Source organism: Mucilaginibacter agri (genome assembly GCF_009928685.1).
Taxonomy (GTDB): Bacteria; Bacteroidota; Bacteroidia; order Sphingobacteriales; family Sphingobacteriaceae; genus Mucilaginibacter; species Mucilaginibacter agri.
On the sequence record NZ_WWEO01000040.1, the window covers coordinates 274,975 to 288,548 of the forward strand.

Consider the following 13,574-nt stretch of genomic DNA (forward strand, 5'->3'; position numbering starts at 1 on the left):
TTTTCATGCTCGTATTATTACGAGTCTTAACATTGGAGTTATAGAATGTGGGAACTACCAACCACGGCTACATTAAAGTTTCTGACGCCTTACGTGACATGGATTTACGGCAGCTCCCACATCCTATTTTGACACGCTAATATAACATATCCGAATAAAGATGTGGGTATAAACTACCGTCTTACGTCACGGCGTCAGAAAATGTAACCGCAAGACTCTTATTTGTACCAACTTATAATCCAAATGTAAACCAAAAAAATATCATTGTCAAGGATTTTCGTGTTCAATTACACACGATTTCAAAAGTTCTATTTGCTCGATGGAATGTAACCGGGGCAATTTTGGAAGAAATGTCAAATTGGCTAGGACTGCGCTCAATCTTTCCCAAAAAGATCTTGCAACAATTTTAAATCTCGCTAAGACTACAATTAATAATATTGAAACAGGCAAAGAATCTGTTGCTGACGATATCCTGCGTATTGTGTATCAGTTCTTGGGTTTCACAAAAAGAAAATTAGAATCGTCTGATTTTTCTATCGATTCTAACTATAGAGAACGACTCATCCAGAAATATGGCAATAAATCGCAATATCGGATTTTACTGAAGCCGCCAGGGATAAAATTCGCTATTGAAAATTATTTACTGAAAACAAATATCCTGGACACCCCCGTCGAGAGGATTGTGATTTTAGATTATTTCGAATCCAAAGGTTGGAGCTATCATCCGGGTTCAGTCTCAAATTCCTTATCAGAGCTATCAAATTTTATCAAAATCGAATGGAGCACTGTAAAGGGAAATACTCGTTTATATTCTAAGAAGGCATTAAAATAGTTGTTAAGATTTGATTTACCCCATGTGTCAAGTAATAGGTTAGGTAAATTTTACTTGAATTTGTCAACTATTTAGATGCAAGCAAGTCAAAGTATCGGTGGGGGGGGGGCCGCAGGTTCGAGTCCCGTCCATTCCGCTTTTTAAGGTTCATTTAGAACCAAAACCGCTTAAAATCAACGATTTAAGCGGTTTTTTTGTTTCATATAGACCCATTTTAAATCATCCTTTTCAACATTTGCAGTTACCTATTCGGTTACCTGTTGTGTCCGGTGCCAAAATAGGTAACCGAATCGATTATAATGTATTGATTTTGAAAGACTTGACTACGATTAAATCGCGTCAAAATGGTCAAATCTTTCAACTAAAAGGCTGTTTCGGTTACTATCGGAAGACAAGCAGAGCTGTTTCGGCACAAAGCATTCAGCCTGCTCCTTTCTCCTATAGCATTGCACGGCCGCCCCCTTTAATTTTGGCCTTACGGTTCGCGCTCCTGCGCGCCACCACTTCCAAGAATGATTTGGCATCAAACGCTAACAAATGCGTCCTCATGATGCCTAAACCAACCAAATTTTCCAACACCAAAATTGAAGAAAGGAAACGGACATGAAAAATCTACAAAGTTTTTCGATCCTGATCTGGGCGAATAAATCAAAAGCAGATCAAAACGGATTGTTACCACTATACGCCAGGGTAACCGTCAACGGCAAGCGGGCAGAGATCTCGCTAAAGAAAAAAGTTAAACCGGCGAACTGGAACGCCCAGACCGGTTATATGCAGGGCGGTAGTACAGAAGTTCGTGAAGTCAATAAATATCTCGCCGAGGCCCGCAACCAGCTTTGGAACATCTACACGCAAAAGCAAACTTCTGCTGAGTATGTATCGGCTGACGAGATCAAGGACTTGTTTCTCCGTAACGACGCGCCACATAAGTATTTACTGGAGGTATTCGATGAACATAACCAGGCAATGGCTGATCTCGTTGGCAAGGATTTCGTACAGGCTACGCTGACAAAGTATAAAACAATACGGAGCAAGGTCGCAGCTTTTATCCGTCATAAATATGACAAAGAGGATATTCTTCTTGAACAATTAGAATACAACTTTGTAACGGGTTTTGAACACTACCTGAAAACTGCTGAAGATATTGATCACAACACTGCGATGGCTTATATCAAACGGCTGAAACGCATTATTACGATCTCATTAAATAACAAATGGCTCCTGCATAATCCGTTCGCGGGTTTCGTATGCAGTATGCGCAAGGTTGAAAGGCAGGAACTTACCGAGGAAGAACTGGCTGTGCTGGCACAAAAGAATCTACATGCTGACCGTCTCGATGAAGTGCGAGATTGCTTCCTTTTCAGTTGTTATACCGGTTACGCCTTCGTGGATGCATCTAAGCTAACCAAAGAAAACCTGGTGACCGGTAAGGACGGCCAATTATGGATCAACACCAGCCGTACAAAAACCGACATCACGGCGAATGTGCCGCTGCTTCCTCAGGCGCTTGCGATCATCGAAAAATATAGGGATCACCCTTACTGTGATGTTAAAAACAAGCTGCTGCCGATCAAGAGCAATCAGAAATACAATGCCTATCTAAAGGAAATAGCCGAGCTTTGCGGGATTAAAAAAAATCTGACGACACATATGGCGCGTCATACTTTTGCCACGACGGTTACGCTGGAGAACGATGTACCAATAGAATCGGTGAGCAAGATGCTGGGGCACACCAAAATTACTACAACGCAGATCTATGCGCGTGTGAAGGAGAAAAAAGTGAGCCGCGACATGCACACGTTGCGTTCGCGTCTGTCGGCGACCGGCAACCATGGTTAACAAAAAATTACCGGACTCCGCCCGGAGTCCGGTCGTTCCTATTACCCCAACCGCCACCTTTGAAATCAAAATATTGGATAACAAGAACAGGTAATCGATGATTTAACCATGGAAATTGATATAGCATTTGAGTGAGCTAATGTTGGCAATAACGTTACTTAAGTAAATCAAATAATCGACTGTCTGATAGCTGACATGAAGCTGTTCCGGAACTTGTCGCTGATTGGTATTTGTATCCCAGCTAAATAAATGTGATTATCCATCACCTTCACCAGGTGCCGTGTGTTGATAATATAAGAATTATGAACACGTACGAACGGCATGGAAAATTGCTGCTCAATATCTTTTAAACGTCGGTAAATGAGTATCTTTTCGAGGGAAGTGACGAGACAGACGTATTCTTTCTGCCCTTCGAAATATAAAATGTCATCTAAAAATATCTTGTGCAGTGTTTTTCCTGATTTAATATAAAAATGCTCCGTATCTTTTGAGATGTTGCTTCCAGCAGCAGCTTCGGCAATACTGAAGTGAGTCTCTACTTTTTGCACTGTCGCTAAAAAGCGCTTCAAGGTAAGTGGCTTCAAAAGGTAATCCAGGGTTTGGTAATTATAGCTTTCCGCGGCATGTTCGGAATAAGCGGTAGTGAAAACCACCCGCACATTTGCTGGCAGGAGCTGCGCGAGTTCCAGCCCATTAAGTCCTGGCATATTAATATCCAGAAAGATGACCTGCGGCGCATTGCTTTTAATCATCAGCATTGCTTCTGCGGCATCATAACACTTGCTGATGATCGTCCAATCGCTGGATTTTTGAATAAACAGTTCGAGCAACTCTACAGCATAGGGTTCGTCGTCGATGATCATACAATTGATATTCATGTAATAGGTATTTTAAGCTCAGCAAAAAATAAGTTTGCATCTTCACGGGTATCAAGGTAATAGGCGTTGCCAAACAACAATTTCAGGCGTTTGTCAAGGTTACTCAGCCCGAAGCCACTAATGCCCTCGGCTTTATCCCGCCGGTTAATTTCATTTATCGTTTCAAATTGTAAATAGCCATTCTGTTGACGGAGGGATATAGTTATCGAGTTATTACCTGATTTATCGATACCGTGTTTGAATATATTTTCGACGAAGGTCATGAACAACATGGGTGGAACCAGATCGGACTCGGTATAATTTTTCCCGAATTTGATCTCCGTCTGAAACCTGATGCGGATCCGCTCCAATTCAATATAGTTTTCGAGGAATTTAACTTCCGCGGCGATAGAAACGCGGTCTTTTGGGCTTTCATCCACAAAATACCGCATGATATCAGCCAGGCGCTCGATTAGAACAGCCGTGTCTGGTGCCTCTCGATATAGCACATAATTGATATTATTGAGCGTGTTGAACAAAAAATGCGGTTGAACCTGAGATTTTAACAGGCTCAGCTCTGCAGCGCTTTTTTGAAGAAGGATTTGCTCTGACTGCTTTTTGACCGTAAAGTAGGCCAAAGCTATACGGAATACGAAGCTCAGGATAAATATCAGGACGCAAGCTGTTACATAATTAACCAGGCGAAGGGTTGTCACTTCCTCCGGCGCATCGCTGGAAAGGACATTATGTACCGTTAGGATAATGAAGCAACGGCTCGCGCCGACAAGAACTAAAAGCAAGACCGACGCCGCAATGTACGCGGAAAGCCGGCCTTTTAAGTAAAATCGCGGATATAAGAAGCTTATATTTCCATAGATAATGAATGCGTAAAAAATAGTATTGATCACGGCATAGGTGAGGGATAATGTAAAACCTTCCTCCGGCAAAAAAGTAAAGAAAATGACCACGAAAACAGCAGCCCAAACCAGCATCACTAACTGGCGGACAGTGGGCTCCCTTTTGATCATTTTCATAATTAAACATACGAATCATTTGCGGGTGTTCCCAGGCTTTTAAATGAATGGCCATTGGATTTCAACCATCCGGCTATAAATTCTAACCCTTCTCTGCTTATACCCCGTTATTCTGCCGACACGCCAAGTTTTAGTTTGTACCGATAACCACGACCGTTCCCGCCGAAGTCTTCCATTTTTAATACCTCATTCGTTGATTTGCTGATCCAAAAGCGCTCATAACCTCCATTATCGGAATGGTCGTCATTGAAATGATTAAGTATCCAGCAGTCGATCTTTTGACCTCCACTGCCTGTTAGTACATCGCTGCCTGTTACGGTATAACTGACCTGTTCATTCTTCCCAAAGCCCGGATCGTAATAATTGATGATAAAAGTTCTGCCTGCCTGGTATTTTAACAGCGTATAAATGATCAGGTCAGCATGCCAGTTCAGGTTAAAAGTACTGAGCGAACCAATGAAATCTTGCTTGGCAGTTGCCTTTACCGAGTCGGGAATAATGATCGTAGCACTGGTGGGAACAAATGAGACCGCATTGGTTCGGAAATCAAATTTCATAGTGTAGCCGAGGCGCTTCCAATAAGTCTCATGAAACAAGGTCCGGAACGTCGCAGGATCAAAGACCGTAAAGCATTTGTGTGTCGTAGTATCGGAATTCCATTGCTGCCTGACGATTAAGGCCGGTTTCCCTTCATAATCTGACCGGGAAATGTTAAAACTAATCAACGTGGGCCGAACCGGAATATCTGACTTGCCTTTCTTTGAATACATGAGATAATTCATGTTTCCTGTTTGCGCCCTGTTCAAATTAAGGTCGTGTGGCTGGACACGGACTGTATCCCGGTTATCTGCAAATGTCCTGGAGGAAAGCGTCAAAGTCAGTGCAACGATCGAAATCAATTTCATAATCATTTAATTTAAAACCTTAAATATCTTTCCGGCAATCGATGCGTCACCATGATTTCAATCAGTCAGGTCGTATTTTTAACTATCCGGCCTTTTCGTCCATAAATCCGCAAGGTCATTTCAATTTTTCTATAGGTAATTCATGTTTCACATTACGACGGTCTATTAAAAGGACCATTAGAGGACTTTCCGCTGTATTAAACTTTAAACCAGGATCTTTAAGGTGGAATTGCGTAAAAACGAGTTTACGCCATTCGCACTTTTTTACTACCACAAGCATTAAAAACCAGCGCAATCCGCTACGGATCAAACGTTTTATAATTTACAGGATATTCTCGTTGAATATAAAAAGTTAACTGGTTGATAGCAAACGTTAAAAATATGATCCCATTGATTGAAAGCGTACCGTAACTTAAGCATATCCGTGCATGTTTGCTTTAATTCTTATGATGTAAAGCAAAACAACATGGATCATTTATACGCATTCATTCATTCCATCACTTGGCTCATTTCCTTAACCAACCCGGCAAGTTTCTCGGTTCCAGTCAAAGATACGCTTCAAACTTCCAGGCCGGTGCCTGTTCAGTTTATTCCAGTTCCCAGGCAAGAATCTGTTTCAGGTTTTGCGGCTCCTGCATTTTTTCCCGATGGCAAAACGGTATTACTGGGTCAACACAGCGAAAATGATAAGTATACGCTAGAACTTTCAAAAATGAGTAACGGTCAATGGTCATATAACGGACCGGTTAATTTTACAGGCACCTACCGTGATCTGGAACCGGCAATGGCCCCGAATGGTAAATATCTGATATTTGCATCCAACCGCCCACTGCGTCCGAACGGCAGTGAATTAATCGGTTACTACAACGGGAAGCGCCTGCCTGGACGAGGCGGAAACCTTTGGAAAGTTAAACTACGGGGGCAACAATTTGCAAGGCCGGAACGGCTGCCTAATGTTATAAATTCAAATAGTACAGTCTTTAGTCCCGCAGTTGCCGGCGATGGCAGTCTGTATTTTATGCGAGCGGACAGCGGCGGGAAATTTCATATATATCGGTCACAGCTCCGAAAGGGCGATTACCTGAAACCCATATTATGTTCTTTCAGCGTCCCGGAATTTGGAGACTTTGATCCTGCAGTTGCGCCCGATGAATCCTTCCTGATCTTTTCTTCGGGTCGTGCGCCAGCCGTAAAAAGGTCAGACCTCTTTATTGTATTCCGGGAAAAGAATGGCTGGGGAGAGCCTGTCGATCTTGCAGAGGTGTTAGGCCCTCATGTCTTCGGCATTGAAGCCCGGCTCTCCCCAGATGCGCAAACTCTTTATTACAGTAACTCCTTAAATGAACTCGGAGAAATGACAGCTGATGGACAGTTTTTGTGGTCTGTCAGTTTAACCCGTTTGCTACAGGCCCACCATATTACAACACCAGCTTCCCTAAAATAACCCATCAACAAAATTAAATTTCGATCAATGAACGCGATTTTCCTACGTTTGAAAATGCTGACCGCCGCAACACTTATCACAGTTTGCGGGACCTTGCCGGTTCTCGGTCAGGCAACTTTACTGGACAGCACTGCCCACCCCGAGGTTTTCGCACCGGGAGTTATTTCCTCGGCATCCAGCGAATGGTCAACATCCATGTCACCTCGCGGCGACACTGTCTTTTTCTGCCGCGGAGCAAGTTACTGGACGGTATGTTATGCTACGAAGGTAGCCGGTCAGTGGACCCGTCCGCGCGTCGCACCATTCTCTGGAAGGTATAATGATACTGATCCATTTATCAGTCCGGACGGCAAACGGCTGTTTTTCGTCTCTAACCGCCCAATGACAGGAAATGGTGAGCCGCAGAAAAATTATCACCTTTGGTATGTAGACCGAGTGGCTAATCATTCCTGGTCAGCGCCTAAGCATCTGGATTCACCGGTCAACCTTGACGGCAGTAATAATTATGCACCTTCAGTAAGCGCTAAAGGCACTTTGTTCTTTTGTTCGCGCGGCAGAGAAGGGAATAAAGGAATGTGCGGTTATTTCGCGAAATGGTTAGGGGATCATTACGCTAAGCCTGAGCGGCTCATTTTGTTAGGAGATGAAGATGTTCAGGATCCTTTCATTGCGCCCGATGAGAGTTATATAATCTTTCTTAGCGGAAAAGACCTTTATTACAGCAGGAAAGATGGCCAGACTTGGGCTAAAGCAGAAAAGCTAGGCCCACAGGTTAACAATGGCGACCCGAATTCGTCCCCATATATATCTCCGGATGGCAAAACTTTGTATTATTCAAGTAGTAGGGTGAAAGGGTTTTACAAACGTGACCTCAGTGCCCCACCCTTGGACTTTGATGCGGTAGAGGCGGAAAGCAAAAGCGTCTTCAATAGCGACAGCAATATTTTATTGATTCCTGTACAGACGTTGAATAAAAAGTAAGTTGACATGCAGCTAGCAACCGGAAGGGTTCATAATGGCTCGTTTTTAAATTTCCACTCATCGATGAATTTTATCGGGGTTTGTTCAGCCATTCAATCCAGGGAACGCTTTGGTCATTCCTATCTTTGCTGGTGAGCGCCCCGTTCTTTATATTTCTGCCTGCAATTCCCCATAGTGGAAAATTCAGCAGCAATCGCCGTTTATTATTTTTCTTTAGCCAGCTATTTGCCGCATCGATAAATGGAAATATCTGCGGCCCTCCCACGTTTTTAATCATTCCTGATGGCGGTTCTTTTACCATCATATACAGGGCTTTTGCAACTGTTAAAACATCTATAGGCTGTATAGGCACTTTCTTCGGCAGAATACCGAGCGGCCATTTCAGCAATCGTTTCAACAGATCTTCGACATATTCGTGAAACTGGGTCGCTCTTAAAATAGAGTAAGGGACAGCAGCATTTATAATGGCCTGCTCAGTTTGCCACTTCTCTTTAAAATAGGGCAGCGGCAAGCGGTCGATACCTACGATAGAGATATAAATGAGATGCGGTTTTTCTTCCAAAGCCTGTATTTCCCGGAGAAGCGCTGCCGTTCCTGAAATGTCATTTTTCGGATGCTTTTTATCTGATGCAAGGTGTAGTATGATCTTTTTTCCTGCTACCGCCTGCTTAATGCCTTCACCGGTCGACAGGTCAATAAATATGCGGTTGCTAGTCAAATGCTGACGACTATGCGTAGCAATAACGTAGGGTATATGATCACGTCCAAATAATGCGCATACCGATTTTCCTAAGAGTCCTGTGCCACCCGTTATTAAAATTTCAGGCATCTGTTCGTCGTTCATATTCTCAGTTTATTGCATTAACAGGTATATCCTGCATTTCGTGACTGATTTGAACCTTTTTCATTAAAAAATGGCTCTGATAAAGAACAGAACGAATAATATTACCTGTACTGTTCTTTCAAAGATGCCATAAGCGGTTGCTCTACGTCGGGTTTGATTCGGAAATATCTTGTCACGTTTAGCGATTGAGGCTTGTTTATCCTAAAAACTTTTACGCATGGAACAAAGACTAAATTACCAAGACTTTCCCGCTGGCTTGGGAGACGGCCTTATTAAAACCGACGTGGCTTTAAAAAATTCAGGCATAGATTTTAAATTGCTCGAATTGATTAAGCTTCGGGCATCTCAATTAAATAAATGTGCCTTTTGCATTGATATGCATTTTAAAGAAGCAAAGCATTTAGGAGAGGATGAAGTAAGATTATATTCTCTTTCAGCCTGGGAGGAATGTCCTTTTTATACCGATAGTGAAAGGGCGGCTTTAAGATTTACTGAGGTACTAACGAATGCGTCGACCAATGACGTAAGTGATTTACTGTATGCTCAACTGCTTAGTCACTTCTCCAAAAGCGAAATTGCCGTGTTAACAGTAGCAATAAGCCAGATTAACGTATGGAACAGAATAAACAAAACTATAAGATCTGTTCCGGGAAATCACGTAGTCGGGCGTCATTAATAAAGTTCAGGAATACATTGGCTTTTTACCACAAGTGAAGGCCAAGTTATTTTATAAGTCACGTGCTTTTACGTCAGCCGATTGCTTTAGTTAATAACAGGCTAATGATAGGTTGAAAAAATCTGAAACAGATACTTAATAACAACCAATGATCGAAAATTATCAAAATTTTTTATTCCCCTATGCTTACAATATCGTTGGTACAGCTGATGATGCGAAAGACGTTGTTCAGGAAGTTATGGAATCCTATCTTTCCATACCAAAGGTCCCGGATGAAGATGAGCGTAAATACCTTATCAAAAGTGTAATAAACCGCGCAATAAATGCTAAAATCAAATCATCCAGACTGATATCTGAAAACAGCGTTTGGCTGCCCGAGCCGGTTGCCACATCAGATGCTGCTGATATTAATCTTCATTTGAGAGATATCCTTTTCATATTCACTATTGGTGCTCCTCGAAAAATTAAGTGCAAAGGAACGAGCCGTATTTATTCTTAAAGAAAGCTTCAGCTATTCTCACGAGGAAATAGCAGATATTCTTTCCTTTTCACGCGAACAATCCAGGAAATTACTAAGCAGGGCAAAGGCAACGCTTTTCAAATCTTCGGCGGCAAATTCAAGAAGCAAAAAGGCCAAAACAAACGAAAAGATATTAGATAATTATATTGCTGCAATACGCAATCGCGATTTAAAGACGCTGGAAAAATTGTTAATCGATGAAATCACCTTGTGTGCGGACGGTGGTGATCATGTCCAAGTAGTACAGAAGATTGCCTCCGGTGCTTCGGCTGTCATCGAGATTTCCTTGTATGTGTTTCATAATTATTCATTTAAGAACGAAATAACGGTTGGCGAGTTAAATCACCAACCCGCATTACTTTATCACTCAAATGGTAAAATTACCAGTTGTCAGATATTTAATTTTGACGATTCATACAGGATAACGCAAATCTGTTCAATGGTTGATCCGCAAAAGTTGAAAAATCTAAATAATGAATTTAGGTTAAGATGATAACCCTGCAATGGCGCGAACGAAGTTCCTACTCCTCGTACTGTAAGAGTTGATTGGCGTATCACAGCATGGCCTGTATTTACATGAGTAAGCAGGTAGCAGACTCAATGCATTGATCATCCTTTTAAGCGGACAAAAATCACCGAGGGCACTGTTACCGGTGATTTTCTTGAACGGAACAGATGATTTACATTTCAGAAAATCGATATGCTTATGCGGATGAGCATCTAAAAGCGGCGCATTTTATAGTCAGATCTCGATCGCAAATAACCTTCGAGGGCTGAAAGTCGCCAGTATGACCGACCAGCATTACGGTGTGAACGCGAAAAATTGCATAGAGGCTCCCTTTCAATATCTACTTGTCGTTTAATAATACTTTAAAGGCCTTGTGTTTTAAATCAATGTTGATTAAGCCAAAATATTTCGGGAGAAAACTGTCGACAGTGGACAGGCAGGAGGAATGGGTAATCTACTGAAAATGACCAGGTATTCCGGAATAAAGGAGGAAGCGAAATAACATATTCAAAAAAAAAGCGAATAGAAAAAAGCCGTTGAGCGTTCGCAGAACGATTCATTTCATATAATGCTAACTCTGTAAGGCGGGTTCAAATTACAGCCCTTAAAATGTTCTTTTTAGATGGTGGAGGTAATCGTAAATCATGGTTATTAAAGTATAACTCATATGCATCTTCCGGACTTAAGTATTCGGCAAATGTAAACCCATTGTTCTTAAGCTGTTCAATGAGCGCTTCCGGTTCAAAATAACTTATCCACGGCTCGCCTTCCTCGGCTACTTTTTGAGATGTAATTACAGCATATTTGTCGTTTCGTTTTTGCGATACTGTAAAAATGAATTCACTGCCTTCCGAAAAGCCTCCAAGAAACTGAAATATCTTATTCACGCAGCTTTGGGAGAGATAAATTAAAACACCCAAGCAGGCTGTAAAAACAGGTTCTTCAAAATTTATGAAATTTCTGAATGTTCTTTCGAGGTCATCTGTCTCCAAATCAACATTGATAAAAGAAACGTTGGAGGGGATTGCAATGCCAGCTTTAATTAGTTTATCAAATTTTTCTGCCTGGCTTGACGGATGATCAGCTTCAACAATTTTGAGACCGCTCGCCCAGGAAGGTTGTCTGTAAGCAAACGTATCCAGCCCTGCACCTAATATAATAAACTGGCGCACACCCTTTTCATAGGCTTCCTTTAAGCAGTCCTCGGCGTATCGGCTCCTTAATACAATATGTGTACGCATTCCTAAGGTGCCTGGCGAGTTAAAGGTATCCGCATTTTCACAAATACGACTGCGCGTTTCAGGGTCGATTAACTCGAGTATCACCGGGTCATTTAATAGTTTAACATCGCCGTCAATCAATTGATGGGCTGCACGGAGGGTTGCTGCTCCTAATGCTGTCCTACTAGCCTGACCGTTTTCCATTTATAATTATCAGTTTGATGAGAGATATGGGTTTTCGTAATAAGTTTACTATCCTTGTATTAACCGCTTACAATGCCTTTATTCATTCAATTTGTCAGGTTATAAAACGACTTGGCGCTAGCAGATATTAGGGATTATCCTATTGCATATTCTCCTTAAATATCTCGTCAAAAGACTTGTTCTTTTGCTTTTGATAAAGACCGGAATAGCGCCGGTTGATCGGATCAAGTAATTCCATGCACAAGTGCTTTTCATCATCATTTAAGTCCTGCACCATCATTTGCGCTACTTTTAAAACCTGGTCTTTGGCAACATCCAGTGTTTTTTCCCCCTTCCTGGTAACCTTCAATCGCTTAACACGTTTATCATCCGGATCAACGTATTCGGTTACCAATCCGCGTTTTATCATCCTGATCAGCATGTTGGTGCCGCTGGACAACTCAATGATGTTATTATAGATTGCCTCGGATTTGATCGGGTTTCCCATATTATGGATGGTCACTAAAATTCCGAACTCTTCGATCTGATCGAGTTCGGTTCCTTCCAATGCTTTATTCGAATAGACGATATGAAACCTGCCGATCCGTCGAAGCAGGATCACGAGTTTGCCATTAATGTCTGGAATGAGCTTTCCTTCTAAGCCAGCTAAGCGTTCTTTCTTCGTTTTGACCGCTAGTTGATTACGGAAAAAATCATCCAATGTGGCATTTGTATGGTCCTTTTCATAGATGCCCCAAAGACGCACTAATTCAACAGTTTGATTCATTGATGCTTCCATATGGTAGCAAAATTAAAATAATTTCTGATTTCTGTTGGATATTATTACCAAATGGTATAATATTGTATAAAATTAAACCATTTGGTAACATCAACTATGAATTCATCACTTTTTTACCCTTCGCTCTTAGTTCTGCATTTGATCGGATTGACCTTAATGGCTGGTACCACAGTCGTAAATGCTGTCAGTTTGCGTAGTTACTGGAAACTTCTAAACGCCGATAAGCAGCAGGCAAACGCTGTATTGCAATTAGTAACCAAACTCGCACGGCCAATAGGAATTGGCGCAGCGTTATTGATTTTTACGGGGCTTGGTTTAATGATATTGACACATGGGGCATTTGGTGAACAAACATGGTTTAGAATCAAGTTTGCATTGGTGATTGTGCTAATAGCCAACACACTTTTATTTGGGAGGCGCCAAATAGGTCGTCTGGTAAAGAAGGTTGACATACTGGTACACCAAGCCGATGAAACTGAATCAATTCGGAGAAACATCGCCGTGTTTCATTCTATTCAATTCCTGATATTTTTTGTCATCATCATTTTAAGTGTCTTTAAATTCAATTGAGATGGTCCGTTATTTCTATGGAGTTTTAGTACTATTAGTATTCTGCCTTTACTCCTGCCATAATACAGATGGTTCATCCAAAGGAGTGCTGAAAGAAGTCAAAGAAAGCAAACCTGATGCAGTATCGGATGGAGCCATTACCTATCGTAAAAGATGTGCAGTTTGTCATGGAAATGATGGGGCGGCGGGTATTTACAATGCAGCTTATCTAGGGATCAGTACAATGGATGACGCTTCGATAGCTAAAGTCTTAAAGAGCGGAAAAGGCGCTATGCCTTCATTTTCCAATAGCCTCAATGAGGTTCAAATCATGCAAGTAACAAGCTATATAAAGACCCTCAGGCATTAATACAATTTTAAAT

15 protein-coding genes are annotated in these 13,574 nt (G+C 41.8%); 9 read left to right on the plus strand and 6 right to left on the minus strand.

Annotated features, from left to right (window positions below; translation table 11 throughout):
• The first annotated feature begins 319 nt into the window (after positions 1 to 319).
• Complete coding sequence (locus tag GSY63_RS07020; protein ID WP_166585079.1) at positions 320 to 832, plus strand: helix-turn-helix domain-containing protein; 513 nt, start codon at positions 320 to 322, stop codon at positions 830 to 832.
• 603 nt (positions 833 to 1,435) lie between these two features.
• Positions 1,436 to 2,671, plus strand: coding sequence for a site-specific integrase (locus GSY63_RS07025; protein WP_166585080.1), 1,236 nt, complete (start codon positions 1,436 to 1,438; stop codon positions 2,669 to 2,671).
• 167 nt (positions 2,672 to 2,838) lie between these two features.
• Here the strand turns inward: GSY63_RS07025 and GSY63_RS07030 are convergent, their stop codons facing one another.
• From GSY63_RS07030 to GSY63_RS25210, 3 genes are all read right to left on the minus strand, one after another.
• Positions 2,839 to 3,534, minus strand: a complete 696-nt coding sequence (locus tag GSY63_RS07030) for a LytR/AlgR family response regulator transcription factor (RefSeq protein WP_166585081.1) — start codon at positions 3,532 to 3,534, stop codon at positions 2,839 to 2,841.
• Positions 3,535 to 3,545: 11 nt separating this feature from the next.
• Complete coding sequence (locus tag GSY63_RS07035; RefSeq protein ID WP_166585082.1) at positions 3,546 to 4,562, minus strand: sensor histidine kinase; 1,017 nt, start codon at positions 4,560 to 4,562, stop codon at positions 3,546 to 3,548.
• A 107-nt stretch (positions 4,563 to 4,669) separates the two neighbouring features.
• Positions 4,670 to 5,473: a DUF3108 domain-containing protein gene (locus GSY63_RS25210; protein WP_449560055.1), complete on the minus strand. Its 804-nt coding sequence runs from the start codon at positions 5,471 to 5,473 to the stop codon at positions 4,670 to 4,672.
• Positions 5,474 to 5,933: 460 nt separating this feature from the next.
• Here GSY63_RS25210 and GSY63_RS07045 point away from each other — a divergent pair, with 460 nt between their 5' ends.
• The gene (locus GSY63_RS07045) at positions 5,934 to 6,911 is read left to right on the plus strand and encodes a TolB-like translocation protein (protein WP_166585084.1); all 978 of its coding nucleotides are present in this window, start codon (positions 5,934 to 5,936) and stop codon (positions 6,909 to 6,911) included.
• A gap of 27 nt (positions 6,912 to 6,938) precedes the next feature.
• Entirely contained in the window at positions 6,939 to 7,892 is a 954-nt protein-coding gene (locus tag GSY63_RS07050) for a TolB family protein (RefSeq protein WP_166585085.1), read from the plus strand.
• Between the two features lie 70 nt (positions 7,893 to 7,962).
• Here GSY63_RS07050 and GSY63_RS07055 read toward each other — a convergent pair whose 3' ends face one another.
• Complete coding sequence (locus tag GSY63_RS07055; protein ID WP_166585086.1) at positions 7,963 to 8,736, minus strand: SDR family oxidoreductase; 774 nt, start codon at positions 8,734 to 8,736, stop codon at positions 7,963 to 7,965.
• A 217-nt stretch (positions 8,737 to 8,953) separates the two neighbouring features.
• Between GSY63_RS07055 and GSY63_RS07060 the strand changes: the two genes are divergently transcribed.
• The 3 genes from GSY63_RS07060 to GSY63_RS07070 all read left to right on the plus strand — a co-directional run bounded on the left by GSY63_RS07060 (position 8,954) and on the right by GSY63_RS07070 (position 10,425).
• A complete protein-coding gene (locus GSY63_RS07060) occupies positions 8,954 to 9,412 on the plus strand; it encodes a carboxymuconolactone decarboxylase family protein (protein WP_166585087.1) in 459 nt (152 codons plus the stop codon).
• A 148-nt stretch (positions 9,413 to 9,560) separates the two neighbouring features.
• Positions 9,561 to 9,911, plus strand: coding sequence for an RNA polymerase sigma factor (locus GSY63_RS07065; protein WP_166585088.1), 351 nt, complete (start codon positions 9,561 to 9,563; stop codon positions 9,909 to 9,911).
• Positions 9,862 to 10,425, plus strand: coding sequence for a sigma factor-like helix-turn-helix DNA-binding protein (locus tag GSY63_RS07070; protein ID WP_166585089.1), 564 nt, complete (start codon positions 9,862 to 9,864; stop codon positions 10,423 to 10,425). The genes GSY63_RS07065 and GSY63_RS07070 overlap by 50 nt, the downstream gene beginning before the upstream one ends.
• Before the next feature lie 605 nt (positions 10,426 to 11,030).
• Here the strand turns inward: GSY63_RS07070 and GSY63_RS07075 are convergent.
• Together GSY63_RS07075 and GSY63_RS07080 are read right to left on the minus strand one after the other, a co-directional pair.
• The gene (locus GSY63_RS07075) at positions 11,031 to 11,864 is read right to left on the minus strand and encodes a class I SAM-dependent methyltransferase (RefSeq protein WP_166585090.1); all 834 of its coding nucleotides are present in this window, start codon (positions 11,862 to 11,864) and stop codon (positions 11,031 to 11,033) included.
• A gap of 139 nt (positions 11,865 to 12,003) precedes the next feature.
• Entirely contained in the window at positions 12,004 to 12,642 is a 639-nt protein-coding gene (locus GSY63_RS07080; protein ID WP_166585091.1) for a MarR family winged helix-turn-helix transcriptional regulator, read from the minus strand.
• Positions 12,643 to 12,738: 96 nt separating this feature from the next.
• On the opposite strand from GSY63_RS07080, the gene GSY63_RS07085 reads away from it, so the two are divergent.
• Together GSY63_RS07085 and GSY63_RS07090 are read left to right on the plus strand one after the other, a co-directional pair.
• The gene (locus tag GSY63_RS07085) at positions 12,739 to 13,212 is read left to right on the plus strand and encodes a hypothetical protein (RefSeq protein ID WP_166585092.1); all 474 of its coding nucleotides are present in this window, start codon (positions 12,739 to 12,741) and stop codon (positions 13,210 to 13,212) included.
• Position 13,213: 1 nt separating this feature from the next.
• A complete protein-coding gene (locus GSY63_RS07090) occupies positions 13,214 to 13,561 on the plus strand; it encodes a c-type cytochrome (RefSeq protein ID WP_166585093.1) in 348 nt (115 codons plus the stop codon).
• Positions 13,562 to 13,574: the final 13 nt, after the last annotated feature.

Bases quoted from the DNA above. Each gene is read 5' to 3' on its own strand.
- GSY63_RS25210 (WP_449560055.1), bottom strand. From the start codon at position 5,473: ATGATTATGAAATTGATTTCGATCGTTGCACTGACTTTGACGCTTTCC.
- GSY63_RS07025 (WP_166585080.1), top strand. From the start codon at position 1,436: ATGAAAAATCTACAAAGTTTTTCGATCCTGATCTGGGCGAATAAATCA.
- GSY63_RS07060 (WP_166585087.1), top strand. From the start codon at position 8,954: ATGGAACAAAGACTAAATTACCAAGACTTTCCCGCTGGCTTGGGAGAC.
- GSY63_RS07080 (WP_166585091.1), bottom strand. From the start codon at position 12,642: ATGGAAGCATCAATGAATCAAACTGTTGAATTAGTGCGTCTTTGGGGC.
- GSY63_RS07065 (WP_166585088.1), top strand. From the start codon at position 9,561: ATGATCGAAAATTATCAAAATTTTTTATTCCCCTATGCTTACAATATC.
- GSY63_RS07050 (WP_166585085.1), top strand. From the start codon at position 6,939: ATGAACGCGATTTTCCTACGTTTGAAAATGCTGACCGCCGCAACACTT.
- GSY63_RS07020 (WP_166585079.1), top strand. From the start codon at position 320: ATGGAATGTAACCGGGGCAATTTTGGAAGAAATGTCAAATTGGCTAGG.
- GSY63_RS07030 (WP_166585081.1), bottom strand. From the start codon at position 3,534: ATGATCATCGACGACGAACCCTATGCTGTAGAGTTGCTCGAACTGTTT.
- GSY63_RS07075 (WP_166585090.1), bottom strand. From the start codon at position 11,864: ATGGAAAACGGTCAGGCTAGTAGGACAGCATTAGGAGCAGCAACCCTC.
- GSY63_RS07090 (WP_166585093.1), top strand. From the start codon at position 13,214: ATGGTCCGTTATTTCTATGGAGTTTTAGTACTATTAGTATTCTGCCTT.
- GSY63_RS07035 (WP_166585082.1), bottom strand. From the start codon at position 4,562: ATGAAAATGATCAAAAGGGAGCCCACTGTCCGCCAGTTAGTGATGCTG.
- GSY63_RS07085 (WP_166585092.1), top strand. From the start codon at position 12,739: ATGAATTCATCACTTTTTTACCCTTCGCTCTTAGTTCTGCATTTGATC.
- GSY63_RS07045 (WP_166585084.1), top strand. From the start codon at position 5,934: ATGGATCATTTATACGCATTCATTCATTCCATCACTTGGCTCATTTCC.
- GSY63_RS07055 (WP_166585086.1), bottom strand. From the start codon at position 8,736: ATGAACGACGAACAGATGCCTGAAATTTTAATAACGGGTGGCACAGGA.